Origin of the sequence: Marinobacter antarcticus, assembly GCF_900142385.1 — a bacterium.
Lineage (GTDB): Bacteria > Pseudomonadota > Gammaproteobacteria > Pseudomonadales > Oleiphilaceae > Marinobacter > Marinobacter antarcticus.
Map to the genome: position 1 here is coordinate 46,066 of NZ_FRAQ01000003.1, position 26,576 is coordinate 72,641.

Consider the following 26,576-nt stretch of genomic DNA (forward strand, 5'->3'; position numbering starts at 1 on the left):
CATACCAGCCTTGTTTTCCCGGATGTGTGAGCACCTATGTCCCTATTATCCGTGTTTCTCATTTATATGGTACTCGGAGCCTTTGCCGGAACCCTTGCGGGCCTCTTTGGTATTGGTGGCGGTCTTATTATTGTGCCGGTACTGATTTTCAGTTTTGGAACGCAGGGTTTCAGCCCTGAGATTGCTGCTCACATGGCCGTGGGTACTTCACTGGCGACCATTGTTTTTACCTCGCTCAGCTCTATTCGATCTCACCAAAAGCATGGCGCTATTCGCTGGGATATTTTCCGGCCGATGGTATTTGGCATTGTAGCCGGCGCTCTCATAGGGGCCTGGACAGCAGCGCTATTGAGTGGCGCCGCCCTGGAACTGATCATCGGCGTATTTGTCATTCTTGTCGGCGTAAAAATGCTGTTCGATGTAAACCCCTCCCCAGGCAGAAACGTGCCAGGTGGTCAGAGCCTTGGCGTCGCCGGGTCAGGAATTGGCTGGGCTTCGGCTATTTTTGGTATAGGCGGGGGAACACTGACCGTCCCTTACCTGAGCTGGTGCAACGTTCGGATGCAGCAGGCAGTGGGTACCTCTGCAGCGTGCGGACTGCCGATTGCCATTGCCGGTGCTCTTGGCAACGTATGGACCGGGTGGTACGAGCCTGCACTGCCGGAATACAGCCTTGGTTTTATCTATTTGCCGGCTCTGATCGGTATTATTCTCACCAGCGTGCTGTTCGCTCGTGTCGGGGCTAATCTGGCACATCGACTGAATGCCAAAGTTCTGAAGCGGGTATTTGCCATCCTGCTTCTGCTGGTGGGCCTTCGTTTTCTTTTAAGCTGAGAGGTTATTGATGCTTCAGCATCCGCAGATAGACCCGGTAGCCATTGCCATCGGGCCACTAAAAATTCACTGGTACGGACTGACCTACCTCGTGGGTTTCGTCGCCGGCTGGTGGTTGGGCCGCCTGCGCGCCCGCAAACCCGGGTCTCCGATTACCGAAGAGCAGATGGGCGACCTCCTGTTCTACCTGGCGCTCGGCGTTATTCTGGGCGGACGTTTTGGCTATGTTATCTTCTATAACTTTGATCTCTTCCTGGCTGATCCGTTGTGGCTCGTGCGGGTATGGGAAGGCGGTATGTCCTTTCATGGCGGGCTGCTAGGCGTCATGTTTGCCATGTGGTGGTACGGTCGCAAGATCGAAACAGGGTTCTGGCGCCTTGCCGATTTCGTTGCACCTCTGGTGCCGGTGGGTCTTGGGGCCGGGCGAATTGGTAACTTTATCAACGGTGAGCTCTGGGGCAAGCCTACCGATCTGCCCTGGGGCATGGTGTTCCGCCAGGCGCCGGATGCGCTGGCACGCCACCCGTCCCAGCTTTACCAGTTTGCCCTTGAGGGTGTGCTGTTTTTTATCATTCTCTGGTGGTTCTCCGCCAAGCCACGCCCAAGAATGGCGGTGTCCGGGTTGTTCCTGGTTTGCTACGGGATCTTCCGCTTTTTGGTGGAGTTTGTTCGCCAGCCGGATGCGCAGCTGGGCTACCTGGCCTTTGACTGGCTCACCATGGGGCAGGTACTTTCCTTCCCGATGATCCTGGCCGGGGCTGTCCTGATATTCATTGCTTACCGGAGAAATGCGGAATGAAAGTCTATCTTGATCTGATGCGGGACGTAGTAGATAGCGGGTTCGACAAGGGCGACCGCACTGGCGTCGGCACCCGTTCTGTCTTCGGGCGCCAGATTCGCTTTAACCTTCAGGACGGATTCCCTCTGGTGACCACCAAGAAGGTTCACCTGCGCAGCATTATTTATGAGCTGCTCTGGTTCCTGGAAGGCTCTACAGACAACAACTGGCTGAAAGAGCGAAAAGTCTCCATCTGGAACGAGTGGGCGCTGGACAACGGCGACCTCGGGCCTATCTATGGTAAGCAATGGAGAAGCTGGCAGTGCCCGGACGGTCGCGTGGTGGACCAGATCAGCGACGTTATCGAGCAGATCCGTAACAAGCCAAACTCCCGTCGGCTGATTGTTTCCGCCTGGAACCCGGCAGAGCTTCCGGATGAGTCCGTTGGTCCCCAGGACAACGCCCGCGAAGGCCGCATGGCACTGGCACCCTGCCACTGCCTGTTCCAGTTTTATGTGCTTGACGGCAAGCTCTCTTGCCAGCTGTATCAGCGCAGTGCGGATTTGTTTCTCGGTGTGCCCTTCAACATCGCATCCTACGCGTTGTTAACCCACATGATTGCTCAACAGTGTGATCTGGAAGTCGGTGAATTTGTTCATACGTTTGGTGATTGCCATTTATATCAGAACCACCTGACAGACGACATCGTGTTTGAACAGTTAAAACGTGAGCCAAAAGCTCTGCCTAAACTGCTAATCAAGCGCAAACCGGGATCAATTTTTGAGTATGAACTGGAAGACTTCGAATTTGAGGGCTACGACCCTTATCCCGGTATAAAAGCACCCATCGCTATCTAGTACTTGCAGCCCCCGAATCAGAGGAAATAACATGCGCAAGGCACTCATAGTAGCCATGTCCCGAAACCGGGTTATTGGCCGGAATAACAATCTGCCCTGGCACCTGCCGGGTGACCTGAAGTACTTCAAGCAAGCCACCATGGGCAAGCCCATCATCATGGGTCGTAAAACCTGGGATTCCATAGGCAGGCCGTTGCCGGGCCGGATGAACGTTGTTATTTCGCGGGATGCAGACCGGGAAGCACCTGCAGGAACCGTTACCGCGCAATCACTGGAAGAGGCTCTGGTAAAAGCTGCAGCACAGGCTGAACTGGATGGTGGTGATGAAGTGATGATTATCGGGGGTGGGCAGATCTATGCGGAAGCGCTACCGATGACAGACCGCATTTACATCACGCAGGTGCATGCCGAGGTGGATGGCGATGCGTATTTTCCGGAAGTGAACTGGGATGAGTGGGAAGAAATCGGACGGGAGGATTTCTCCGCGTCCGATAACAATCCTTACGACTACAGCTTCGTTGTCTATCAGCGCTTGGCGTCTGACTGACGGGGAGGGCGCTTACCGGCCGGCTTGCCACCTTTACCCGGTGGCTTGCCTCGTGCTCCGGCGCCTCCAGGTCCACCACGACCTTTTGGTGGTCCCTTGCGAAACTCGCCCGGGCGTCCGCCTCCGCCTTTGCGATCACGGCGCGGAGGTGGAGTCGAAGACACCACTGGCAGCGCTTCCGGTTGCTCCAGAGGCAGTGAGCCAGGCTGCATTGCCTCCATCCAGCACGCGAGGGCACCAGCAACCATGGCTATATCCATTTCGTTGCGTTCGGCGATCTCGTCCAGCAATGCCATAGACTTTGCGAGCTTTTTATCTTCAGCAAAGCCCAGAAGCTGGGTTTCAAACTGCTCTTCGCGCATTTTCTTCAGTTCAACAGGCGACGGCAGTTGGTAAGCTTCCATTGGCGAGTTGGTGGCGCGCTCAAGAGTGCGCAGCCAGCTCCGCTCGCGGGGGGTTACCAGCAGGATAGCTTTACCTGTGCGCCCGGCGCGGCCGGTACGCCCCACCCGGTGGATATAGGCTTCGGTGTCGTAGGGCACATCGTAGTTGATAACGTGTGTGATTCTGGGTACGTCCAGGCCGCGGGCGGCTACGTCGGTCGCGACGATAATGTCTTTCTTGCCACGCTTGAGGTCTTCAACAGTCTGTTCGCGCTGTCGCTGGTTCAGATCCCCGTTCAGGGGTGCTACGGCGTGTCCGCGGGCGCTGAGTTTCTCGGCCAGCAGTGTGGTTTCGGCCTTGGTGCGCACAAAGATAATCGCACCTTCGATAGGCTCCACTTCCAGAATGCGGGTCAGCGCATCCAGCTTGCGCTCTGCATAAACCGGTAGAACAAACTGAGAAATACGCTCAACCGTGCGGGTTTCGCTCTCGATTTTTACTTCCACCGCATCGCTCAGGTAGGTTTGAGCTACCTTCTTGATCTGCGGTGGCATGGTGGCGGAGAACAGAGCGCGCTGACAGTTTGGCGGCGTCTTGGAGAGGATAGCCTCAACGTCATCAATAAAGCCCATGCGCAGCATTTCATCAGCTTCGTCAAGGACCAGGGCTTTCAGGTTGCCCAGCCTTAGTGTGCCTTTGCGAAGATGGTCGAGCATGCGGCCGGGGGTACCGACAATAACCTGGGCACCGCGTTTGAGGCCTTTGATCTGAGGATAAAAATCCTGGCCACCGTAAATCGGCAACACGTGGAAGTTGCGAAATTTCGAGGCATAAGAGGTAAAGGCTTCCGCTACCTGAATAGCCAGTTCCCGCGTGGGTGCCAGAACCAGAATCTGAGGCTCAGTCACGGATGCATCAATCCGGCTCAGCAGCGGTAATGCGAAGGCGGCGGTTTTACCCGTGCCGGTCTGGGCAACGCCCAGCAGATGTTTGCCAGCGAGCAGTGCAGGAATGCATTGAGCCTGGATGGGTGTTGGGGTTTCATAGCCAATGGCGGATACAGCTTCAAGTACGGCTGGATCAAGCCCCAGTTCGGCAAAGGACAATTCAGACATCGATTTACTCGGGATTCGGAAGGTAGAGCATTGCTGGGCAATGCATTATGTGGCGATATTATAACCGCTTTTTGTCGGCTTTAATACGTAAAATCTTTTGTACCTCGTAGGTAGTTGCCGGGGCGCGCAACGTTTGGCGGCCTGGTAACTGGCTTGCTGTTTTTGAGGCCAGTCATCGAAGCTGACGATCAGTCGCCAGACTGTGACGGTATGCGGTTAGTTTTTTATCGGTGGTTGAAAGGTGCTTTAAAGAAATGGCGGCTCAGGCCGCCATTTCTGATTTCAACGCATCAAGAATAATCCGCGCAAAGTCTTCGGGCGAGTCTTCCTGCAGGAAGTGCCCACCACTCAGGGTGATGTGCGGCTGCCCCAGTGCGCCGGGAACGCGGCGCTGCATGTAGCGGTCCCCGCCTCGGGTTATAGGGTCGCCGCTGCTGAAACACGTAATGAAGGGCTTTCGCCAGGTTTCCAGTACCTTCCATGCGGCCTTGTTGGCATTGCTTGCCGGGTCTTCTGGTGAAACGGGTACCAGTTTTGGAAACGCTCGCGCGCCCGCTTTGTATTCTGTTGACGGGAACGGCGCCTCGTAGGCTGCCAGTTCATGTTTGTTCAATGTTCGTTCGGTACCGAGCTGCACAATCCGGCTGACCGGAAACCAGGGGCTGTGGGTAGCGAAAGCCTTCCATACACTGAACGCGGCAGGTGCGCGGGTTTCGCCGGTTGGCAGCATGCCATTACCAACAATGATCCGTTGGAATCGGTTTGGGAGTTCCGCGGCAAGTCGCAGGCCCAGAAGCGAGCCCCAATTCTGGCAAACCAGCGTTATGTTTTTGAGGTCCAGTGCTTCGAGCCATTGCTTAAGCCATGCCATGTGGCGATCGTAGCTGTAGTCATCTACGGATGCGGGCTTGTCGGATTTACCGAAGCCCACGAGGTCAGGCGCCAGTACCCGGTGGCCTGCATCAGCGACTACAGGAATCATATGGCGGTAAAGGTATGACCACGAGGGCTCGCCGTGAAGCATGAGAACGGGGGATGCATCGGCTGGGCCCTCGTCGACATAATGCATCCTGAGGCCGGGCTCGACATCCAGATAATGAGGGAGAAAAGGGTAATCCGGGAGGCCTACAAAGCGGTCGTCATCGGTTCTCAGAATACGCATGCCATCGACTGTCCTGACTGATTGGTTGCGTGATTGCTGCGGGTTTTCCATTTCCGGAACCGTTACAGCAATCTTAGATCATCAGGATAGATCAGTTGGCGATTTCATGTGTTTGAGTTGCGTAACAGAGCGTTGCAGCTTTGAATCAGGCGTCGTCCGGGTCGACTGTTGGTCTTCGGTTGGAGCGTTTGTCTTCCCAATCCAGGTTTTTGGGGTCATACCAGCCGATAGCGTTGAGTACTTTCTCACGCGTGACTGCTGACAGCGTTGGCCAGAGCTCCTGGAAGTCGTCCAGCCCCTGGTCCCGAAAACGCTGCTGCTTGCTCTGGAGGCGGTGAATGATTCGTGGCAGTTGCAGTGCCTCGCCCAGCTGCCCCGGCACCAGAATTTCCTGGCCCAGAACCTTTCGGCGATGGGTTCTGGCGGCAAGCACCCGGCGCAGTTCCGCCGCAGCGTCCAGAGCTGTTTCCGTAGTAAAGGTTTCCTGTTCCAATACCATGACCTGTTTAATAGCTGACCAACAACCTTCGACTATAACCTGAAGCATGCGCCAGTGGCCATTTGGTCATGGTAGGCTAATGCCCGCCTGAATCTGACTTGGATAAACGGAATTATGTACGCAAAACTTGAGACACGAACCTTTCTTGCCATGCTGGTCGGGGTATCTCTGGCTTTCGCGTTGCTCATGAAGCCTTTTTCGGGGCCCATCTTCTGGGCTATCGCGATTGCACTGATTTTTCATCCGTTCCAGCTGTTCCTGGTACGTCGGCTTGGTGAGCGGCCAAACGTGAATGCGTTGATTACGTTAACGGTATGCATGTTGATCGTGGTAATTCCTGTGCTGGTGCTAGTGACCTCTCTGGTGTCCGAGGGGCTGGGAATCTATCAGCAGATTCAGGACGGGGAGATAAAGCCCGGCGAGTATATTGATCAGGTGAACAAGTCCTTCCCGGCTATTCAGGCACTTCTGGCCCAGTTTGATGTCAGTTTCAGTGAAATCCGCGATCGAGTCGTCAGTCTGTTCGTGGGCGGCAGCCAGTTTCTTGCCAAGCAGGCTCTGGGCGTTGGCCAGAACACCTTCCAGTTTTTCCTCGGGCTGGCTCTTATGGTGTACCTGGCGTTTTTCCTGTTGCGCGACGGCAGTAAGCTGGTTGACCTGCTGATTCGTGCGCTTCCCCTGGGGGATGAGCGTGAACGCTTGCTGTTTGCCAAATTTGCCGAAGTAACCCGCGCAACGGTCAAAGGTAACCTGCTGATTGCCATCATTCAGGGTGCGCTGGGGGGCTTTATTTTCTGGATTCTCGGTATTGGCGGGGCGCTGCTTTGGGGCGTAGTGATGGCCATTTTCTCATTACTGCCGGCTGTGGGCGCCGCGTTGGTGTGGGTGCCTGCAGCGATTTATCTGGCTGCAGTAGGTAATATCGTTGAGGCCGTGGTGCTCACGATATTCGGCGTGGTCGTGATAGGGCTTGCTGATAATGTTTTACGACCGATTCTGGTTGGTCGGGATACAAAACTCCCTGATTACATTGTGCTGCTTTCCACGCTGGGCGGCATTGCAATGTTTGGTATTAACGGTTTTGTGATGGGGCCTCTGGTCGCCGCATTGTTCATGGCGTTCTGGGGAATCTTTATCCGGGAGTTCAGCGAAGAGTCTCAGAAGGCCGAAGATTATGACCGTGATGTCGGTTAAGGCGACATGAGATAAAAGTATGATAGGATTTTGCGGGTTCGCCCCAGCCTGTGGAGATCGGCACCACATAACAAGAAAGAAGCGGATATCGCTCGGATATCAGGAGTACATCAGGTGAAAATCATGAAAAACGCGACCACCCGTTTGGGACGCCTTGCGCTCGTAGCCGGCACAGTAGCAGTGCTGGGTTTCGCGCCTGCAGCGTTTGCTGATGAGACGGTTGCGCTCAAGAATGCCTTATACGGCGCCGGATACGATATCACTAACGTCAATTCCAGAATGGATGATGCCACCCGGTCTGAATTGTCGCGTTTCCAGAAGGACAATGGACTTCAGGCAAGCGGGATTCTGGATGAGGAAAGCAAAAAAGCGCTGGGCATGATCAGTGTTCAGGTTGCGGCTGCTGCGCCCGCTCGCCAGCCCGAAAAGACTCAGCCAGCGGCAGGCAGCAATCCTGAGCCGGTCGAGGAAGACGCGGTTGAGGAAGAGGATGATGGCGGCTGGTCATTCTTCTGACACATGCATCTCGAAACAAAAAAGCCCGCGCAAATGATCTGCGCGGGCTTTTTTGTATGAGAATCCGTATCAGCCGAGCTTTTCCAGATCTCTCACTGCGCCTTTATCGGCGCTGGTTGCCAGTAACGCGTAAGCTTTCAGAGCCGCCGAGACTGCGCGCTCTCTTGGTTGTTCAGGCTTCCAGCCTTTTACATCTCTGGCTTCGCGACGACGATCCAGTTCCTGTTGGTCCAGCTGCACATTGATGGATCGCTGGGGAATATCGATACGGATCGAGTCGCCGGTTTCGATAAGCCCTATCGCGCCACCAGCTGCGGCTTCGGGTGATGCGTGGCCGATGGAAAGCCCCGAGGTACCGCCGGAGAAACGCCCGTCGGTCAGCAGTGCGCAGTCCTTGCCGAGCCCTTTGGATTTGAGGTAGCTGGTCGGGTAGAGCATTTCCTGCATGCCGGGGCCGCCCTTGGGGCCTTCGTAACGGATGATAACCACTTCGCCGGGTTTGACTTCGTCTGCCAGTATGCCGGCAACGGCGGAGTCCTGGCTTTCAAAGACCCGGGCTTTGCCCTCGAATACGTAGATGCTTTCATCCACGCCGGCGGTTTTTACCACGCAGCCGTCAACGGCGATGTTGCCATACAGAACGGCAAGGCCGCCCTCGGAACTGTAGGCGTGCTCAATCGAGCGGATACAGCCCGTCTCACGGTCGCCGTCCAGGCTTGGCCAGCGGGTGCTCTGGCTGAAGGCCGTTTGAGTCGGGATGCCTGCGGGCCCGGCTTTATAGAACTCAACAACTTCTGGGGGCGGCGAACGCATGATGTCCCAGGTTTCCAGCGCTTCTTTCATGGTTTTGCTGTGTACCGTGGGCAGGTCAGTATTGATCAGGCCGCCACGCTCCAGCTCTCCCAGAATTCCCATAATGCCGCCGGCCCGATGCACATCCTCCATGTGGTATTTGGGAGAGTTTGGTGCCACTTTGCAAAGCTGCGGAACCCGGCGGGATAGCTGGTCAATCTCGTTCAGAGTGAACGGAACACCACCTTCCTGCGCGGCTGCCAGCAGGTGAAGAATGGTGTTGGTGGATCCGCCCATGGCGACATCCATAATCATGGCGTTTTCGAACGCTGCCATGGAGGCGATGCTCCGTGGCAGAACGCTGTCGTCGTCCTGCTCGTAATAGCGCTTGGCATTCTCCACAATCTGACGGCCGGCTTTCAGGAACAGCTGCTCTCGGTCGGCGTGGGTGGCCAGCATGGAGCCGTTGCCGGGCAGGGCGAGACCAATGGCTTCGGCCAGGCAGTTCATGGAGTTGGCGGTAAACATGCCTGAGCACGAGCCGCAGGTGGGGCAGGCGCTACGCTCGTACTCTGCAACCATTTCGTCATCGGCTGAGGGGTCTGCGGCTATAACCATCGCATCGACCAGGTCCAGCTTGTGCTTTGACAGTTTGGTCTTGCCGGCTTCCATGGGGCCGCCGGAAACGAAAATGGCGGGAATGTTCAGGCGCATGGCGGCCATCAGCATACCCGGTGTGATTTTGTCACAGTTGGAGATGCATACCAGGGCATCGGCGCAATGCGCATTCACCATATACTCAACAGAGTCAGCGATGATTTCGCGAGAGGGCAGCGAATAGAGCATGCCGTCGTGGCCCATGGCGATGCCATCGTCCACTGCGATGGTATTAAACTCCTTGGCTACGCCACCTGCGGCCTCAATTTCGCGGCAAACGAGCTGCCCCAGGTCTTTGAGATGGACGTGTCCGGGCACAAACTGGGTGAAGGAGTTGGCGACGGCAATAATCGGTTTTCCGAAATCATCGTCTTTCATGCCGGTGGCGCGCCAGAGGGCGCGGGCGCCGGCCATATTGCGGCCTGCGGTGGAAGTCCGCGAACGATACTGAGGCATGGTGCTCTGGTCTCTCTGTTTGAATGCTTGGCGGTAGCTTTAATAAAGAGGCAAAGGATACCAGATTAGACTCCCGGCGCATGGTTGTTTTCCTGCGCCATGGTTACAATAGCTAACAGAGATAACGAATCGATTCCCTGCCTTGTGCTCACTTAGGAGATTGCCTATGGCTAGCCAGGAAAGCCTTCCGCTACGTCGTCTGAAAGAGTTTCAGCCGCTGAACCGGCTGACCGATGACCAGTTGGTATTGCTAGCCAGTCGCGCCGAACGCAGATCTCATGGCCCAGGCCAGCGAGTGCTGGAGCGCGGTGTACGTGATGGTCTGGATTATTTCCTGGTTGCCGGGAAAGTGGAGCTGGAATCGGTTGATGGCCGCAAAACGGTTATTGAAGCCGAAACCGAGAAAGCGCTGAATCCCATCGCCAGGCTGCAGCCACGAATGTATGAAGTTACCGCGGTTAAGTCGTGTGAATTTCTTGTGGTAGAGCAGGATGTCCTCAACCAGCTTCTGCGAGCAGCGCCGGTCGCCCAGGTTGAGATGGACTCGGGGGAGGGCAATGACAGCGGAGAGAGTGAAGAACACCATCTTTTGATGGAGTTTTACGCCGAGCTTCGTTCCAACCAGCTCAAGCTGCCCAGTGTCCCAGATGTAGCCTGGAAAGTACGGCGCACGGTAGACAAGGAAGATTCAACAGCAGACCAGGTGGCCATTGCGGTGTCAGCTGACCCTGCCATAGCGGCCAAACTGGTTCGGGCCTGTAACAGCCCGCTTTACCGGGGGTTCAGCGATGTGCGAAATGTCCGTGAGGCGGTCATCCGGTTGGGCATGAGAACGACTCGCCAGCTTGTAACTGTGTTCTCCATGCGGGAGGTGTTCAAAACCCGTCAGCCGACACTGCAGAAAGAGATGGAAAAACTCTGGAGACACTCCCGTGAAGTGGCGGCACTTTGCTGGGTGCTGGCGGACCATACAACCCGGCTGAATCCGGAAGAAGCGCTGTTGGCTGGGCTGCTTCACGATATCGGTGTGGTTCCGATTCTGGTGCAAGCCGAGCACCACGTAAATCTGTTTGCCGACGACACTAATCTTCAGAATGCCATTAGCGAACTCCGGGCTGATGTCGGCACCGCTGTTCTGGAAAGCTGGTCGTTCCCGCCCGCATTCATTGATGCGGCGCGGCATGCAGAAGACTGGAGTTACGAGAGCCGGGAGGCGGAGCCACAGCTGGTAGATGTTGTGATTGTTGCTCAACTTCACGCCATGATCGGTTCCAGCCAGAACGAAGGCTTGCCAGCATTCGACCAGGTGCCTGCTTATCGCCGGTTGGGCGACCTTGAGTTGAATGCATCCCGCAGCCTTGAGCTTCTGACAGAGGCGCGGGCACGGGTCGATGAGGTTCAACAGTTGCTGTCCATCCGATGAAGGTTCCGGTTTTTCCTCTCAACTCGGTTGTACTGCCCGGTGGCAGGATTCCGCTGCAGCTGTTCGAGCCGCGCTATATAGATATGCTGACCCGTTGCATGAAGGGTGATCAAGGTTTTGTTATAACCTTGTTGCGTGATGGGGCAGAAACCGGTCGCGTGGCGTCTTTTTATGAGACCGGCACTTACGTGCGCATTATCGATTTTCAGCAGTTGGACAACGGGTTGCTGGGAATTACCGTGGAGGGTGAGGCCAAGGTTTCCATTACCCGCACCTGGCAGCAGAATGACGGGTTAAATCTCTGCGAGATGGTGTTTTTGCCGGTAGAAGTCTCGGGAAGTATTCCTACTGCTTTTTATGAGTTGCCATCAGTGTTGCGTGCGCTTTTCCGGCATCCGGTCATCCAAGAGCTGGGCATGAGCGTGGATTATGAGGATGCCCGGGATGTCAGCTGGCGGCTGACTGAGCTACTACCTCTGGACAAGCAGGAAAAGCAGCATCTCATGGAGATGCAAGATCCTATAGCGCGCCTGAGCCGCTTGCAGGGGCTGCTTGAAGCCCTCGAAGAGGGCTGATGCTGATGGCATCAGGAGGCTGGCGCATAATGCTGTATGGCATCTGGCCACATGAGCCAGATGTAACTGCCGCTGAACGCCAGCCAGACTAATGCTGCCGAAATGGTCACTATATCCGGAGCGATAGGAACCCGGTCAAACCGGCTGAAACTGGCTCGTGTTGCGCCGGTGATCGCCAGCCCCAGCAACAGCCCCCCTACGATATCGCTGAACCAGTGTACGCCCAGATAAAGCCGGCTGACGGCCACCGGAATCAGCGGTAACGAGAGCATAATGTAAGCCTGCCAGCGTTTGCGGTTGCGGGCTTCAGCTGCCACAAAACTGGCCAACAGCGTAACAAATACCGTGATGCCTGCAGTATGGCCGCTGGGAAAGGAGCCGGATGACGGTGGGTTTACAACCTGATCCGGGCGTACAGCGCCAATGGCGGATTTCAGACCCCAGACCAGCACAATGGTCATAACGGCAGCCAGCAGGATGTGAACGGCGGCAGCGTAGTGCCCCCGGAACGCCAGTGCCAGACAGGCCAGTATAGCTGCGGTTGCGAGAACTGGAGGGTCGCCCAGAAGTGTGGCGGCAATAGCAGGTGCATCAAATAATGGCTGGCGTAAATCGTTGAACCACTGCATTGCCAGTTGATCGAAAGGCTCAATCACTGCAGTCATGGTTGCCAGCTGGCCCCAGAGTATAAACAGGGCAAAAGCACCCAGGGCAAGCATTAGAGAGGCCAGCGGAAACTCTCCCTCATGTGCTGGGCGCTCATTGGTATAAAGGCGCCAGAAGCGATGGGTTGCCTCATACTGCGCCATCTGCCGCTGCAGCCAGAGATAAATTCGGCTGTCTTCGGCGAGGCCGAGCTGGAAGCGAAAGAGGACGACGTAGATCGCCGCCAGAGTCGCAAGACTGATGCCGGTAACCAGGTAAAAATGAGCGGGTGGCGGTACCTCGCTCGCTAATGCGCTACCCACCAGAAATCCCGGCAAAATATAAACCGGTGCCCAGCCGATGGCCGACCCGATGTTGAATGCCAGAAAGCGGCGCCAAGGCATCAGAAGAGCGCCGGCTATCACCGGAATCATCGGTCGGATAGGCCCTACGAAGCGTCCGATAATGACGCTCTTGCCGCCATGACTGCGGAAGAAGCGCTCGCCTTTGTTGACTAGCTCAGGGTGACGGTTAAACGGCCACACGCTTGTTAGCCGGCCCTGGAAAAGCCTGCCGATCGCAAAACTTGCTGTGTCCCCCGCGATCGCCCCTAGCCCGGCCCATACCAGTGTCGCCATCAGAGGCATGCCAATCTGGGCGGCCAGCGCGGCAATGGCGAACAGCAACGCAACACCGGGCACAATAATGCCCGCAACCGCCAGGGATTCAATAAACGCGGTGCTGAACAGTGCTATTGATAACCATCCCGGATTGGCACTCAGCCACGCGGTCAAATCCGTAAGCCAAGCGCTGCTCATGTCCGGAGCATCTCTCCCGGGCTGAACCAGGCCGAGTCAGCCCCGCGCCGGCGGGCTTCGAGCATGGCCTGATGCGCACGTTTGCGCAGAGTATCGGTGCGGGTGTCGCTGTTGCCCCGGGTTGTGCAGCCCAGGCTTACCGTGGCCTTGCCGATCACCGGCCAGTGATTTTCGGAGATGGTGCGCCTTATACGTTCAGCGATCACGCGCACGCCTTCTTCCGGAGTGAACGGGAGGATCAGGAAGAACTCTGAATCATTCAGCGTATACAGTGTGTCGCCGGCACGAATCACTCCGAACAGGTGCTGGGTCATATTGCAGAATAACCCCTGCATACCAGGTTTGCCGTGGAGGTCAGCCGCCTCGTCAGCGTAATCTATGGCCAGGTTGATCACCGAGAGACTGTGGCCGGTGGCAATTGCCCTGCTGATTTCTTTCTGCAGCGTCTCATCAAGAAAGCGAGCGTTGTGGGCGCCCGTAACCGGATCGGTAATGGCAAGATCCTCGGCAGACTGTGCCATGTGATCGTAATGCCATATATAAAGTGCCGCGACAGTCAGGACAATGAGCAAACCGCTGAGAGCCGTGAGGGCATCTGCTGGAGGCTGATTTATAAAGAGCAGAATCGCCGTGGGGGTAAGCAGAAGCAGGGACAGCATCAGCGCTTGGCGAAGCGGCAGTATCAGCAGGTTAAGTACCAGTAACGGCATGGCCCAGTGGGTAATGCCTGTGCTGTTCATTGTAAGCATGGCAGCCAGTAGGCCGCTGTTCAGGCCGGAGAGAATAACCAGGTGACCAGGCGCAGAGAGCTGGTGCCTGCGGCTCAGAAAAGTATAGGCGACGCCCGCAAGAGTCAGGGCAGCCATACCGGAAGCCAGATAGAAAAGCTCGTAAAAACCATAGCGAAGGTTTTGCAGGGCCAGAGTAAAAATAAACAGGGTGGCAAGGCCGTAGCCAACGCTGTGTGTCCAGGTTCTCAGCCGGGTTTCTGTCATGGCGCAGATCCTTCCGCACGTGGCTGAGTGGGGGTGGTGGGTTTCCAGGCGCTGTAGGCCTGAGTACGATTGCCGCCCTGTTGCTGCGCGCGGCGCAGTGCGTTAGCTGCACTCTGCTGCAGGCTGTCTGCATCGTCGCCGATGTTCAGGCCGGCGATACCGGTGCTGACGGTCAGGTTCATGCCGTGGGCCTCAAGTAGAGCGCCAAGCCCTTTACGAATCGTTTCGGCTCGGGTGATGGCCTCATGGGTGGCTATGCCCGGTAAAATCACTAGAAACTGCAGGTCTGCCGCCCGGTAGTAGGTGTCGAAATCCCGTAGCTGAGAGTGCAGGAAACGGCCGATTCTTGGAAGAATCGAGCGGATATCTTCGTCCGGGTCGTTGTCACTTGCATGGGCGTCAAGACCAATCATGATGATGGACATATCGGTTCCCTCGCGCTCGCTCCGCTGGATTTCCTTGTGCAGGTCTGCAGAAAGATATTCGCGGCTGGCGGCCTGAGTGAGTTCGTCTGTTCGCCTCAAGGGCGCCAGTTGGCGGGTTTTGTATTCGCGCAGGAATATCAGCACAGCAGAAAGAAGAATGGTCAGCAGAAGCGCACTGATCATCTGGTGGCGATCAGCAATGCCTTCGGCCCATTGGGCTGCGGCCATCGCAAGAACTACAATGACCACGGTTATCAGGGTTGCGATTCCGCGGGGAACCAGTGCAAACGCAACCAGTACAAGCCCGTAGAGCCAATGGCTGAGTGCCCAGGGCCCTGTCCAGAAACTGGTTATCAACAACAATATCAGCGTTGCGAAAAACAGTTTCTGAAGGGTTGGCCAGGGGCTGGTTCCGCGCCCCGGGTGGAAGTTGCGTCCGCTGAGAATAACACCGGCCGCAGCTGCTGCGCTGGCCGCAGTAAGCGGCTCTCCGAGTATGGCGCACAGAACGGCTATGGCCACGAAAACGGCGAGGCTGGTGCGTGATAACCGGGTCAGCAAAAACTTTTCGGCCGTCTGGGCCATGGTATTCGTCCTTTTTCGGAGTTCCCATTGTACCGCAGCGGTATAATATCTGTTTGGGGTGCGTACTTGAAACGGGAAAGGTAAAGTTAGTCTCTTATTCCTGAATTCTGGCAAAAACACATAAGGTAAAGGGATGGATATTGCAGCTTATATGACCGACGTCGGGCAGCAGGCCCGGGCAGCGGCAACACTCATTGCCCGCTCTACAACAGAGGTGCGGAACCGTGCGCTCCTGGCGACTGCCGAAGCGTTGGATGCTGCCCGGAGTGACTTGGCCGAGGCAAACGCACTCGATCTTGCCGGCGGGCGGGAAAGCGGTCTGGATGCTGCAATGCTGGATCGGCTCGAGCTCACGCCCGCACGCGTCGATGCCATGATTGAGGGGCTCCGCCAGGTTGCCTCCTTGCCCGACCCCATTGGTGTAATTACCGACATGACCTACCGTCCCTCCGGTATTCAGGTGGGCAAAATGCGCGTGCCTCTGGGTGTTATCGGCATTATCTATGAGTCCCGTCCCAATGTAACGGTTGAGGCTGCAAGTCTTTGCCTGAAGTCTGGCAATGCCGCTATTTTGCGCGGAGGGTCCGAGTCCATTCATTCCAATCAGGCCATTGCTTTGTGTCTGGCGCGTGGGCTCGCAGAGGCCGGTTTGCCGGAAACGGCAGTGCAGGTTGTCAAAACCACCGAACGGGCAGCTGTCGGCGAATTGATTACCATGCCGGATTACGTGGATGTGATTGTGCCCAGAGGAGGAAAGGGGTTGATTGAACGAATCAGCCGGGACGCGCGGGTGCCGGTTATCAAGCATCTTGATGGCGTGTGTCATGTTTATATCGACAGCCATGCCGATCCGGAAAAGGCATTGAGCGTCGCTGTTAATGCCAAAACTCACCGCTACGGCACCTGCAACACTATGGAAACTCTTTTGGTAGACAAGGAAATCGCAGCTGACATGCTGCCGTTGCTGGGCTCGGCTTTTATTGAAAAGGGTGTTGAGCTGCGTGGGTGCGAGCAGACCCGGGAAGTTCTTACAGATATAAAAGCTGCCACGGAAGCAGACTGGGAGGAAGAGTACCTGGCTCCCGTGCTTGCCATTCGCGTGGTGGATGGGCTGGATGGAGCCATCGAGCACATCAACCGTTACAGTTCCCAGCATACAGACAGCATTATCACGGAGAACTACACCCGTGCCCGGCGCTTTATCACAGAAGTGGATTCGAGTTCGGTGATGGTCAATGCCTCCACTCGCCTTGCTGATGGCTTCGAGTATGGCCTGGGCGCCGAGATTGGTATCTCCACAGACAAAATACACGCTCGTGGCCCGGTCGGGCTCGAGGGGCTGACCTCACAGAAATACGTGGTGTTTGGCGATGGTCACATCCGGGCCTGATGCCGATGCATGTGATTTATGGCGGTACCTTCGACCCGGTGCACCATGGCCACCTGCGCCTTGCGCTGGAGGTCAGTGAGCGGCTCGGAAACGTGCCTGTTAATCTCGTGCCCTGTCATATCCCGCCTCACCGGGGTGAGACCGGGGCAACGGCGGCGCAACGGCTGCGCCTGCTGGAGCTGGCGATAGCCGGTGAACCATGCCTGCAAATTGACGACCGCGAACTTCGTAGAGAAGGCGCATCCTATACCGCAGATACTCTGCGCCAGCTGCGTAACGAGCTGGGCGCAGATGCGCCACTGGTGATGGTGGTAGGCACGGACGCATTTGCCGGCTTTGACCGCTGGCAGGAGTGGCAGCAGATTCCAGGCCTTGCCCACATTATTGTTGTGCGGCGCCCCGGCACTGCGCTGGATCGGGAAAGTGAGCCGGCCCGTTTGCTGGCAGAACGCGGCGTTGAGAGCGCCGATGCCCTTTGTGGCCAAGCATCAGGGCGTGTTCTGGAACTTGATCCACCCTGGCTGGATATCTCCGCAACCGGCATCCGCGAGCGTATTGGAGGCGGCCAGTCACCTCGTTATCTGGTTCCCGATGCGGTCTGGGCGGAGATTCAGCGAATGGGGCTTTATGGAGCATGCCCAGTGAACAACTTTTAGTGTTACAATCGCATTTGAATATGACTTTTCGGGTGGCCATTCCGGCCGGCACCCGGACAACAGGGTGATTATGCAGGCAGAGCAACTCAAAGATCTGATAGTGCACGCACTTGAAGATGTGAAAGCACAGGACATCAGTGTTATTGATGTACGGGATCGCACCAGCGTTACCGACTATATGGTTCTGGCATCCGGAACATCCAATCGCCACGTTAGATCCCTTGCGGATTCCGTTGCCACTGACGCCAAAGAGCAAGGTGTTCGAGTAGGTAATGTGGAAGGTGGCGGCGGCAGCGACTGGATTCTGGTGGATATGGGCGATGTCGTTGTTCATGTAATGATGCCGGCAACCCGTGAGTTTTACGATCTGGAGCGCTTCTGGCGCGATGCACCGGAAGTCGGTGCTGCGGGCAGCGAGTAATCATGCGCTTGCGCCTGATCTGTGTGGGGCAGAAAATGCCCGACTGGGTCAGTAAGGGCTACGACGATTACGCGCGTCGTATGCCCCCGGAAATGCCTCTTGAGCTGGTAGAGATTGCCATGCCCCATCGTGGTAAAAACCCCGACATTCCGAGGCTGATGCAGCGCGAGAGCGAGGCAGTACTGGCGGCTGCAGGTTCCAGAGACAGAGTCGTCGCGCTAGAGGTGACTGGTCGCCCCTGGTCTACTGAAAAGCTGGCGAGCCAGCTCGAAAGCTGGCAGCAAGACGGGCGGGACGTGAGTTTTCTGGTAGGAGGTCCTGACGGTTTGGCCGAGCCTTGTCGCCAGCGTGCAGACCAACAGTGGTCGCTTTCTCCTCTCACCCTGCCTCATCCTCTGGTGCGCATCCTGCTAGCGGAACAGCTGTACAGAGCCTGGTCGATTACCCGTAACCACCCGTACCACCGGGCCTAGGAAGCATCCATGCCGTGGGGTGAATTCAAGGATACTGCCGCCGAACGCAGGCTGTTCCAGCGTCGCGCCACCGTTATGCTGGTGTTCGTGTTCCTGCTCCTTGCAGGGCTTGTAGCGCGTATGTATCAGCTCCAGGTGGTAGAGCACGACATTTACACCACTCTCTCCGATAAAAACCGCGTGCAGGTTCAGTCTGTACCGCCTCCGCGCGGGCTCGTTTACGATCGCAACCACATATTACTGGCGGAAAACCGGCCTGTGTTCAGTGTGACCGTTGTACCGGAGCGGGTTGGTGGCATGGAAGCGACGCTGGAGCAGCTGGTCGGAATTCTGGATGTTTCCGACGAGGATATGGAGCGGTTCCAGCGCCGCCTTCGAGAGCCCCGGCGGCCCTTTCAGGAGATTCCACTGCGTTACGATCTGACCGAAGACGAGATTGCTCGCCTGGCGGTGCATCGGCACGAATTGCCCGGCGTGGAAGTGGAGGCAGAACTGGTTCGGTATTACCCGCACAGCGAGCTGACGGCTCATGCGTTGGGCTTTGTCGGCCGTATTAACCGCGATGAGCTGCAGCGGATTGATCCGGTCAACTACGCGGGCACCAACTACATTGGAAAATCCGGTGTCGAACGGTTCTATGAAGAGCTGCTGCATGGAAAGGTTGGCTATCAGCACGTAGAAACCAACGCGCGAGGCCGCACCTTGAGAGTTCTGGAACGGGAAAACCCGGTGCCGGGTGAGGATCTGCAGCTGCATATCGACCTGCGGCTGCAGAGCCGGGCATACGAGCTTCTCGATGGCCGCAGGGGCGCTATCGTCGCCATCGAGCCTGCAACAGGCGGGATACTGGCGCTTGCCAGCGTGCCAGGGTTTGATGCAAACAAGTTTGTTACCGGTATCAGCGTGGCGGACTATGCCGAGTTGAGGGACAGCAAGGACAAACCTCTGTTCAACCGGGCTCTGCGTGGGCAATACCCTCCCGGCTCCACGCTCAAGCCCATGTTAGCAATTGCGGCGCTTGATAGTGGTGCTGTTACGAGGGATCACACCATCTGGGATCCCGGGTACTTCCAGTTCAACACTTCTGGCCGTCGTTACAGGGACTGGAAGCGAGGGGGACACGGTTGGGTTGATCTTACCTATGCAATGGCTCAGTCCTGTGATGTCTATTTCTATGAAGCTGCTGTGGAAATGGGCGTGGATACCATGCACAGCTATTTGTCCCGCTTCGGTTTTGGCGAAGATGCGACTCTGGATGTGTCCGGGGCTCTTAGCGGCCTTCTGCCATCCCGGGACTGGAAGCGGGCAATGCGTAATGAGCCTTGGTATCCGGGCGACTCTGTCAACCTGGGCATCGGTCAGGGTTTTATGCTCGCGACGCCTTTGCAGCTCGCCACGGCCACAGCGTTGATTGCCAATCGCGGGGAGTGGGTTGAACCGAGATTACTGAGAGATATCCTGGGAGACAGGTCGGTCGAAGAGTTCCTGCCGAATGAAACCCATGAGCCGTTGAAACTTAAAGACACAAGCGATTGGGAGTTCATAGCGGACGCCATGGCGGAAGTGATGCATGGGGCTAAAGGCACTGCCCGCGCTGCTGGCCGGGGAGCTTCTTACCGGATGGCCGGGAAGACCGGCACGGCCCAAGTGTTCAGCCTGGCAGAAGATGAAGAGTACGATGCCGAAGAGATCCGGGAGCGGTTGCGCGATCATGCCATGTTTGTCGGCTTTGCGCCTTTGAAAAATCCGCAGATTGCCGTTGCCGTGATTGTTGAGAACGGAGGCGGTGGCAGTAGTACCGCTGCACCCGTTGCCCGGGCCCTGTTCGATGCCTGGTTGCTGGAGTTTTCTGCGACCGGCGACGGCGCGCTGGTCAGCAAAACCGATTCTGAAAACGAGGTGCGTTAATGGCCGCCCGGGGAGTACTTGACTCAACTGCCAGCAATCCTCTTGGGCGTCCGAGAGGCATCTGGTCGGTTCTGCATCTGGATCCGATTCTGCTTTTTCTGCTTCTGGTGCTGATCTCTGGCGGGCTGTTCGTGCTTTACAGTGGCGCAGATCGCAACCTTGATGTGGTCAAGGCGCAAGGTTTGCGCTTTGGTATTGCCTTTGTTGTGATGCTGGTTTTCGCCCAGCTCGATCCCTCAGTATTCCGGCGCTGGGCGCCCTGGCTCTATGGTTTGGGGTTGGTGGCGCTGATTGCTGTAATTTTTGTCGGTATCGGAGCTAAAGGTGCGCAGCGCTGGCTGGCGCTGCCGGGGCTGCCCAGGTTTCAGCCATCAGAACTGATGAAACTGGTCGTGCCCATGATGGCCGCCTGGTATCTGTCGCGGCATTTCTTGCCGCCAAGGCTATCTCGTATCGGTGTGGGCCTGGCGATTGTGCTGCTCCCCATGGTGCTGATCGTGAAACAGCCGGATCTCGGAACGTCGCTTCTGGTGGGTATGGCAGGACTGTTTGTGGTGTTTTTTGCAGGCATGAGCTGGAAACTGATCAGTGCGTTTGTTGTTATGGTTTCAGTAGCCGCACCGGTGATGTGGTTTTTTGGAATGCGCGACTACCAGAAGCAGCGTGTACTGACACTGCTGGATCCCCAGAGTGACCCTCTGGGCGCTGGCTGGAATATTATCCAGTCGAAAACCGCCATTGGCTCCGGCGGCTTCGATGGCAAAGGTTGGCTTCAGGGTACCCAGTCGCATCTGGAATTTCTTCCTGAGAGCCACACGGATTTTATTGTAGCCGTACTGGCGGAGGAGTTCGGATTTATCGGAATTCTGATACTGCTCAGCGTCTACTTTCTGATTATTCTGCGGTGCCTCTACATTGCGGTGACCGCCCAGGATTCATTCAGCCGGCTGGTAGCGGGTGCGCTGACCATGACCTTTTTCATCTATGTGTTTGTAAATGTTGGCATGGTGAGCGGTCTGCTACCCGTGGTGGGGGTGCCCTTGCCCCTGATTTCCTACGGCGGCACCTCAACCGTCACGCTGATGGCGGCGTTTGGCATTCTGATGTCGATACAGACCCATCGCAGGATGATCACGGCCTGATGTCACGCCGGTAATGGTGATACCTGCAGGGAACCCGTTACAATGGTATATGTCGCGGCGTTTTTTATCTTGCGACACGTATTTCAGAGGACTTCCGGACAGTGATATCAAATCGTTTACGTTTATGGTCGGTGGTATCGACAGCTCTGGCACTGGCCGGCTGCGCTTCGGCACCGACTCCGGCCGGCACCGATCATTCGTCACGTTATACGATTTCCCAGGACCGAGCGCCCAAGGGAAACTTTGATGCCTCCGGGTTGTCAGATGCCGTACCCGTTTATCAGGCGCCGGTCAGAGCCGGAAACAAATCGCCTTATACGGTTTGGGGCAAGCACTATTCAGTGTTGGGCAGCAACGATGGCTATGTTGCTCGTGGTACCGCAAGCTGGTACGGCGAGAAGTTTCATGGCCACAAGACGTCTAACGGCGAAACCTTCGACATGTATCAGATGTCAGCCGCTCATAAATCCCTGAGGATTCCGGGGTACGCAAGAGTGACCAACCTGGATAATGGCCGTACAGTGGTTGTCCGGGTCAATGATCGGGGCCCGTTTCATGGCGACCGGCTGATTGATTTGTCCTATGCGGCGGCCAAGAAACTGGGTTACCAGTCGCACGGAACTGCCCGGGTAGAGGTAGCATCGATTACAGTAAAGCCGGATGGAAGTATGTTCATTGCGGGTCAGCCTTTTGCTCTCGATGGACAGTCGACAGTGCAGTCAGCTCCCGCAACGGAAAATGCTATCGCCGTAAATGATGGGCAGGGTGCCAGCGGCGGGCTGTTTGTTCAGCTTGGTTCGTTCAGCAGTCGTGACCCTGCAGAGAAATTGCAGATTCGCGCCAAGAGCTTACTCAGCAACCCTGTGCGGGTGCGTGCTATAGATACCGCCTCCGGGCGTTTTCACCGGGTACAGGTTGGCCCTTTTCAGGACGAAGGTAGTGCGAGAAAGACCCAGAGCCTGCTGGAAGCAAGAGGGTTTTTGCAGTCAATTGTGCTGACCGATTCTCACTGAGCGTCAGACCACACACAAAATACACTTAACGACGAATGAATGGACCCATGGCATTAAAATCAGTTTTTCGCTCGCTCTCTTTTATTACTACGTCTCTCGCCTTTGTGTTGATGCTTTCGGTATCAGCCAAAGCCATGTCCCAGACTGTGCTGATTCCGTCTCCGCCACAGATTGCTGGCAGCTCCTACGTGCTTATGGATCCGAAAAGCGGTCGCATTATTATGGAGGAGAACAGTAACGAGAGGCTGCCGCCGGCCAGTCTGACCAAAATGATGACGGCATACATTGTTGAGCGTGAGCTGGACGAGGGCCGGATCAATATGTCCGACATGGTTCCAATTAGCGTAAAGGCCTGGAAAACAGAAGGTTCCCGCACATTTGTCAAAGAAGGCACCAGCGTCTCCGTAGAGGATCTCCTCAAAGGCGTTGTCATCCAGTCCGGCAATGATGCAACAGTTGCGCTGGCGGAGTTTGTTGCGGGCAGTGAGGGAGCGTTCGTTGATATTATGAATCAGCAGGCTCAGCTGCTTGGCATGAAGGATACCAACTTCGTGAATGCTACGGGTCTGCCCGCTACCGATCACTTCTCCACCGCGTATGATCTTGCCGTTCTGGCGCGCGCGATTATTAATGATTACCCGGAGAATTATCCGATCTACGCGGAGAAGCACTTTACTTACAACAATATTCGGCAGCCTAACCGCAACAGCTTGTTGTGGCGCGATGACAGTGTTGACGGCCTGAAAACCGGTCATACCGAAGAGGCCGGGTATTGCCTGGTTGCCTCCGCGAAACGCAACGACACCCGCTTTATTGCGACGGTAATGGGTACCAGCAGTTCACAGTCGCGGTCACAGGAAATTCAGAAAATGCTGAACTATGGGTTCCGCTACTTTGAGAGCGAGCGTTTGTTCCGCGCTGGCCAGGAGCTGATTGAAGCCAAGGTATGGGGCGGTCAGTCGGATAATCTATCTGTGGGTATGCTTGAAGATGCTTACGTGACCATTGCCCGCGGATCCCGTGACAGCCTGGAGTCCAGCGTGGATCTCGATGCGGTAATCAAGGCGCCGGTTCAGGCCGGCGATGAGCTCGGGCGAGTGAAGGTGTCGTTCAACGGTGAGGTACTGATAGATCAGCCGGTGCTCGCGCTGACTGACGTTCCCGAGGGTGGCCTGTTCAAGCGTGTTTGGGATGCCATCAAGCTGTTTTTTATTCAGCTATTTCAGTAAGAGCGATTTGAGCCCGGGAGTAAAGCGGCATGAGTGAGCCGAAAGCACCAAAAATTGAGTTTCCCTGCGACTACGTCATTAAGGTGATAGGCGATTCTGCGCCGGATTTTACAGAGTTTGTGGTGGGGATTGTCGCTCAGCATGCTCCGGGAATCTGTGAAGAGGATGTTTCCGTCAAAGACAGCAGTAAGGGGCGGTTCTGCTCGGTTCAGCTGACCATCTTTGTGACCGGTGAGTCGCAATTAACAGCTTTGTTCGTAGACCTTAAAGCCAGTGGCCGCGTACACATGGTGTTGTAAGCCTGATGCCCGAACTGATTGTCAGATCATTGGGGCCGCAGCCCTACCTGGAAACCTGGGAGGCTATGAAAAGCTTCACAGCGAATAGAGGTGATGGCACTAAAGACGAGCTCTGGTGCCTTGAGCACCCTCGGGTCTATACACAGGGACAGGCGGGCAAGGCCGAGCATATTCTGGCGCCCGGTGATATTCCGGTTATTCCGGTGGACCGGGGCGGGCAAGTAACCTACCACGGCCCAGGCCAGCTGGTGGTTTATCTGATGATCAACCTGTCTCGCCGCAAGATGGGGGTGAGAGCGCTGGTTGATGTGATTGAGCAGGCTATTGTTCGCACATTGGCCGAGCTCGGTATTATCGCCAAGCCCCGGCCTGATGCGCCGGGCGTGTACGTCGATGACGCGAAAATCGCCTCCCTCGGGTTGCGTGTGCGCCGTGGCTGTTCTTTCCATGGCCTGGCGCTGAATGTCGCTATGGACATGGAGCCGTTTCTGAGAATTAATCCCTGTGGTTATGCCGGGCTGGCCATGTGCCAGGTCAGCGATTTTGTTGCCTCTGCATCCATCGATGGTATTGAAAAGCGTCTGGTTGCCCAGCTGGTTGCCGGCCTTGGTGATTCCGGGGTGGGGTATCGCCAGGGCTGGTAGGATAACGCCACTGCTTTGTGCTTCTGACCATAGCAAGTGTTAACACGCTGGAAGAGATCAATGGCCGCCAGGCCGAAAAATACAGGTCGAATCGGAGAGGTCTGGTGGTTACAGTATCCGTATAATGACAGGAGTCACCCACTGCTGTTACGTTTAAAGGATCAAATCAGAGATTCAATCAGGGTGGTTAAATCCTCCGATTCGGGCAGGTATGCATGTCATCCAGACACTCAGGTAAATCAGTCTCCCGCATCAAGACAGGCAGCTTCGAACGCCGTCTGAGCCTTACCCGCGCTGGGCTCTTTGCCGGAACGCGTGTAGCCTCGCACATGGCCACCAACTGGTTCAGCAGCAAGGAAAATCGGGATAAGCGCCACCGCGCGATGCTGTCCAAGCAGGCGCGCCTGCTGGTGGGTGAGCTCGGCCAGCTGAAAGGCAGCGTGGTCAAAATTGGTCAGGTGATGGCGCTTTACGGCGAGCATTTCCTGCCTGAGGAAGTCACGGAGGCATTACACACTCTGGAAGATCAGACCACCTCCCTCGATTGGTCAGCCATCGAGCGTGTGCTCAAAGTGGAATTGGGTAACGAGCGGTTGGCAGAGTTGGACGTGGACCAGGAGCCTATCGGGGCGGCCTCCCTTGGTCAGGTACACCGGGCTTTGCGACGCAGCGATGGTCTGGAACTGGTACTCAAGGTTCAGTATCCAGGTGTTGCAGATGCGGTAGACAGTGACCTGAATGCTGTAGCCCAGTTGCTCAGAGTGGCCCGTCTGGTGAGTTTCGGGCCTGAGTTTGAGAATTGGCTGGAAGAGGTCAGGCAGATGATGCACCGGGAAGTGGATTATCACCTGGAGGCGCGCACCACTGAGAAGTTCCGCCAGATGCTCGTTGATGACCCGCGTTTTGTGGTTCCCAGGGTGCTGCCGGAGTATTCCAGTGCACAGGTTATCGCCTCTACCTACGAACATGGCCATTCCGTCAGTTCCGAGCTGGTTCGGGAGCTGCCCCTCCAGCGCCGCAGCGCACTTGGAGAAGCCTCGCTTGAGCTTTTCTTCAGGGAACTGTTCGTATGGGGTGAGATCCAGACCGACCCCAACTTTGGTAACTATCGTATTCGCATTGCCGGAGAAAACGGTGAGGGCGTTGAGTATGATCGCATCGTTCTGCTGGATTTTGGCGCAGTGCAGTCGTACTCGAGGGAGTTTCTCGACCCTGTCATCCAGATGATCCAGGCCTCTTACGAAGACGATCTTGATGCTGTGATTGATGGAGGCATAAAGCTTCGCTTCATGAGTACAGACTGGCCTAAGGAAGTGTTGGAGACGTTTGGCCAGGTTTGTATGTCTGTTCTGGAGCCGTTGTCCAGTGATCACGAAAGCTGGCCGGACAATGCCGTTAACAGCAAAGGCCAGTACCGTTGGAAGCAAAGCGACCTGCCATCACGAGTTGCGCGGCAGGCGGCGCGGTCGGCTATAAGCCGTTACTTCCGGGTGCCGCCCAGTGAGTTTGTATTTCTTAATCGTAAGTTGATCGGGGTGTATACCTTTATTGCCGTGCTGCATTCTGAATTTAACGGCGAGACGTTGTTGCGCAAATACCTTTACGGCGAGGGCGATGGCACGCCCGACGCTTCGGCGACCAGCCAGATCACAAAGGCGTAACGCAGCCCTTTACCGATACCCACGAGCACAATAAAGTTGAGCCAGGGTACGCGCATTATTCCGCCGACCAGCGTCAGCGCGTCGCCGCCCAATGGCAGCCAGCCCAGCAGTAAAGACCACTGCCCATAGCGGTTAAAGCTGTTCCGGGCCTTATGCAGCTGTGTCTCGCTGATCGGAAACCAGCGCTTGTGTTTGAAACGGTCTACTTGCCTGCCAATGACGCCGTTAACCACAGACCCCAGAGTGTTGCCGAGTGTGGCCCAAAGCCATAGCCACCACAGAGAATATCCCTGAACAACCAGCGTCCCTATCAGTATTTCTGAATAGGCCGGTAGCAGCGTGGCCGCGGCGAAAGAGGTCAGGAACAGTGTCAGGTAGACCACAGAATTCTCCTTGCGCTGATGGGCATGTTTCTCCTTTTGGTAAGCGAAAGCTTTCTACGTATGATCCGGTACTATGGCGGTCATTCAAAGCATCAATTTT

At 56.1% G+C, this 26,576-nt stretch carries 27 protein-coding genes; 19 read left to right on the forward strand and 8 right to left on the reverse strand.

Annotated elements, in window-relative coordinates; genetic code table 11:
- Nucleotides 1-36 precede the first annotated feature (36 nt).
- The 4 genes from BUA49_RS14225 to BUA49_RS14240 are packed head-to-tail and all read left to right on the forward strand — an operon-like array spanning nt 37 to nt 3,016.
- The gene (locus BUA49_RS14225) at nt 37-834 is read left to right on the forward strand and encodes a sulfite exporter TauE/SafE family protein (RefSeq protein ID WP_072798797.1); all 798 of its coding nucleotides are present in this window, start codon (nt 37-39) and stop codon (nt 832-834) included.
- Between the two features lie 10 nt (nt 835-844).
- Complete coding sequence (gene lgt, locus BUA49_RS14230) at nt 845-1,633, forward strand: prolipoprotein diacylglyceryl transferase (protein ID WP_072798799.1); 789 nt, start codon at nt 845-847, stop codon at nt 1,631-1,633.
- The gene (locus tag BUA49_RS14235) at nt 1,630-2,469 is read left to right on the forward strand and encodes a thymidylate synthase (protein WP_072798800.1); all 840 of its coding nucleotides are present in this window, start codon (nt 1,630-1,632) and stop codon (nt 2,467-2,469) included. The genes lgt and BUA49_RS14235 overlap by 4 nt, the downstream gene beginning before the upstream one ends.
- A 31-nt stretch (nt 2,470-2,500) precedes the next feature.
- A complete protein-coding gene (locus BUA49_RS14240) occupies nt 2,501-3,016 on the forward strand; it encodes a dihydrofolate reductase (RefSeq protein ID WP_072798802.1) in 516 nt (171 codons plus the stop codon).
- On the opposite strand, the gene BUA49_RS14245 is transcribed toward BUA49_RS14240, so the two are convergent.
- From BUA49_RS14245 to BUA49_RS14255, 3 genes are all read right to left on the reverse strand, one after another.
- Nucleotides 2,995-4,515, reverse strand: coding sequence for a DEAD/DEAH box helicase (locus BUA49_RS14245; protein WP_072798804.1), 1,521 nt, complete (start codon nt 4,513-4,515; stop codon nt 2,995-2,997). The two genes, BUA49_RS14240 and BUA49_RS14245, sit on opposite strands and share 22 nt — an antisense overlap.
- A 262-nt stretch (nt 4,516-4,777) precedes the next feature.
- Complete coding sequence (locus BUA49_RS14250) at nt 4,778-5,677, reverse strand: haloalkane dehalogenase (protein ID WP_072798805.1); 900 nt, start codon at nt 5,675-5,677, stop codon at nt 4,778-4,780.
- A 145-nt stretch (nt 5,678-5,822) separates the two neighbouring features.
- Entirely contained in the window at nt 5,823-6,176 is a 354-nt protein-coding gene (locus BUA49_RS14255; protein ID WP_072798807.1) for a hypothetical protein, read from the reverse strand.
- A 114-nt stretch (nt 6,177-6,290) separates the two neighbouring features.
- Between BUA49_RS14255 and BUA49_RS14260 the strand changes: the two genes are divergently transcribed.
- Entirely contained in the window at nt 6,291-7,370 is a 1,080-nt protein-coding gene (locus BUA49_RS14260; RefSeq protein WP_072798809.1) for an AI-2E family transporter, read from the forward strand.
- Between the two features lie 123 nt (nt 7,371-7,493).
- Nucleotides 7,494-7,886 (forward strand): peptidoglycan-binding domain-containing protein, encoded by a 393-nt coding sequence (locus BUA49_RS14265; protein WP_072799176.1) that lies wholly within the window; start codon nt 7,494-7,496, stop codon nt 7,884-7,886.
- Nucleotides 7,887-7,955: 69 nt separating this feature from the next.
- Here BUA49_RS14265 and ilvD read toward each other — a convergent pair whose 3' ends face one another.
- Complete coding sequence (gene ilvD / locus BUA49_RS14270) at nt 7,956-9,791, reverse strand: dihydroxy-acid dehydratase (RefSeq protein WP_072798811.1); 1,836 nt, start codon at nt 9,789-9,791, stop codon at nt 7,956-7,958.
- Nucleotides 9,792-9,957: 166 nt separating this feature from the next.
- Here ilvD and BUA49_RS14275 point away from each other — a divergent pair, with 166 nt between their 5' ends.
- Nucleotides 9,958-11,214, forward strand: a complete 1,257-nt coding sequence (locus BUA49_RS14275; protein WP_072798812.1) for an HDOD domain-containing protein — start codon at nt 9,958-9,960, stop codon at nt 11,212-11,214.
- On the forward strand, nt 11,211-11,789 hold the full coding sequence (locus tag BUA49_RS14280) for an LON peptidase substrate-binding domain-containing protein (protein WP_072798814.1): 579 nt from the start codon (nt 11,211-11,213) through the stop codon (nt 11,787-11,789). The genes BUA49_RS14275 and BUA49_RS14280 overlap by 4 nt, the downstream gene beginning before the upstream one ends.
- An 11-nt stretch (nt 11,790-11,800) precedes the next feature.
- Here BUA49_RS14280 and BUA49_RS14285 read toward each other — a convergent pair whose 3' ends face one another.
- Genes BUA49_RS14285 through BUA49_RS14295 form a run of 3 tightly spaced genes read right to left on the reverse strand, consistent with a single transcriptional unit; the run spans nt 11,801 to nt 15,257 of the window.
- Nucleotides 11,801-13,252: a bifunctional DedA family/phosphatase PAP2 family protein gene (locus BUA49_RS14285; protein WP_072798816.1), complete on the reverse strand. Its 1,452-nt coding sequence runs from the start codon at nt 13,250-13,252 to the stop codon at nt 11,801-11,803.
- A complete protein-coding gene (locus tag BUA49_RS14290; protein WP_072798817.1) occupies nt 13,249-14,247 on the reverse strand; it encodes a GGDEF domain-containing protein in 999 nt (332 codons plus the stop codon). The genes BUA49_RS14285 and BUA49_RS14290 overlap by 4 nt, the downstream gene beginning before the upstream one ends.
- Complete coding sequence (locus tag BUA49_RS14295; RefSeq protein ID WP_072798819.1) at nt 14,244-15,257, reverse strand: GGDEF domain-containing protein; 1,014 nt, start codon at nt 15,255-15,257, stop codon at nt 14,244-14,246. The genes BUA49_RS14290 and BUA49_RS14295 overlap by 4 nt, the downstream gene beginning before the upstream one ends.
- Nucleotides 15,258-15,390: 133 nt before the next feature.
- Here BUA49_RS14295 and BUA49_RS14300 point away from each other — a divergent pair, with 133 nt between their 5' ends.
- The 11 genes from BUA49_RS14300 to BUA49_RS14350 all read left to right on the forward strand — a co-directional run bounded on the left by BUA49_RS14300 (nt 15,391) and on the right by BUA49_RS14350 (nt 26,093).
- Nucleotides 15,391-16,647, forward strand: coding sequence for a glutamate-5-semialdehyde dehydrogenase (locus BUA49_RS14300; protein ID WP_072798820.1), 1,257 nt, complete (start codon nt 15,391-15,393; stop codon nt 16,645-16,647).
- Nucleotides 16,648-16,652: 5 nt separating this feature from the next.
- Nucleotides 16,653-17,303 carry a nicotinate-nucleotide adenylyltransferase gene (nadD, locus tag BUA49_RS14305; protein ID WP_072798822.1) on the forward strand — a complete coding sequence of 217 codons (651 nt, stop codon included), beginning with the start codon at nt 16,653-16,655 and terminating at the stop codon, nt 17,301-17,303.
- Nucleotides 17,304-17,373: 70 nt separating this feature from the next.
- On the forward strand, nt 17,374-17,724 hold the full coding sequence (rsfS, locus tag BUA49_RS14310; RefSeq protein ID WP_072799178.1) for a ribosome silencing factor: 351 nt from the start codon (nt 17,374-17,376) through the stop codon (nt 17,722-17,724).
- 2 nt (nt 17,725-17,726) lie between these two features.
- Nucleotides 17,727-18,197, forward strand: a complete 471-nt coding sequence (rlmH, locus tag BUA49_RS14315) for a 23S rRNA (pseudouridine(1915)-N(3))-methyltransferase RlmH (RefSeq protein WP_072798824.1) — start codon at nt 17,727-17,729, stop codon at nt 18,195-18,197.
- Nucleotides 18,198-18,206: 9 nt separating this feature from the next.
- A complete protein-coding gene (gene mrdA, locus BUA49_RS14320) occupies nt 18,207-20,105 on the forward strand; it encodes a penicillin-binding protein 2 (protein ID WP_072798825.1) in 1,899 nt (632 codons plus the stop codon).
- Nucleotides 20,105-21,247, forward strand: a complete 1,143-nt coding sequence (gene rodA, locus BUA49_RS14325; protein WP_072798827.1) for a rod shape-determining protein RodA — start codon at nt 20,105-20,107, stop codon at nt 21,245-21,247. The genes mrdA and rodA overlap by 1 nt, the downstream gene beginning before the upstream one ends.
- A 101-nt stretch (nt 21,248-21,348) precedes the next feature.
- The gene (locus tag BUA49_RS14330; protein WP_072798829.1) at nt 21,349-22,260 is read left to right on the forward strand and encodes a septal ring lytic transglycosylase RlpA family protein; all 912 of its coding nucleotides are present in this window, start codon (nt 21,349-21,351) and stop codon (nt 22,258-22,260) included.
- A gap of 47 nt (nt 22,261-22,307) precedes the next feature.
- Complete coding sequence (locus BUA49_RS14335) at nt 22,308-23,489, forward strand: D-alanyl-D-alanine carboxypeptidase family protein (RefSeq protein WP_072798830.1); 1,182 nt, start codon at nt 22,308-22,310, stop codon at nt 23,487-23,489.
- Between the two features lie 29 nt (nt 23,490-23,518).
- Nucleotides 23,519-23,788: an HP0495 family protein gene (locus BUA49_RS14340; protein WP_072798832.1), complete on the forward strand. Its 270-nt coding sequence runs from the start codon at nt 23,519-23,521 to the stop codon at nt 23,786-23,788.
- A 5-nt stretch (nt 23,789-23,793) separates the two neighbouring features.
- The gene (lipB, locus tag BUA49_RS14345; protein WP_072798834.1) at nt 23,794-24,432 is read left to right on the forward strand and encodes a lipoyl(octanoyl) transferase LipB; all 639 of its coding nucleotides are present in this window, start codon (nt 23,794-23,796) and stop codon (nt 24,430-24,432) included.
- A gap of 215 nt (nt 24,433-24,647) precedes the next feature.
- Entirely contained in the window at nt 24,648-26,093 is a 1,446-nt protein-coding gene (locus BUA49_RS14350) for an ABC1 kinase family protein (protein WP_072798836.1), read from the forward strand.
- Here the strand turns inward: BUA49_RS14350 and BUA49_RS14355 are convergent.
- Nucleotides 26,033-26,476 carry a YqaA family protein gene (locus tag BUA49_RS14355; protein WP_072798837.1) on the reverse strand — a complete coding sequence of 148 codons (444 nt, stop codon included), beginning with the start codon at nt 26,474-26,476 and terminating at the stop codon, nt 26,033-26,035. The two genes, BUA49_RS14350 and BUA49_RS14355, sit on opposite strands and share 61 nt — an antisense overlap.
- Nucleotides 26,477-26,576: the final 100 nt, after the last annotated feature.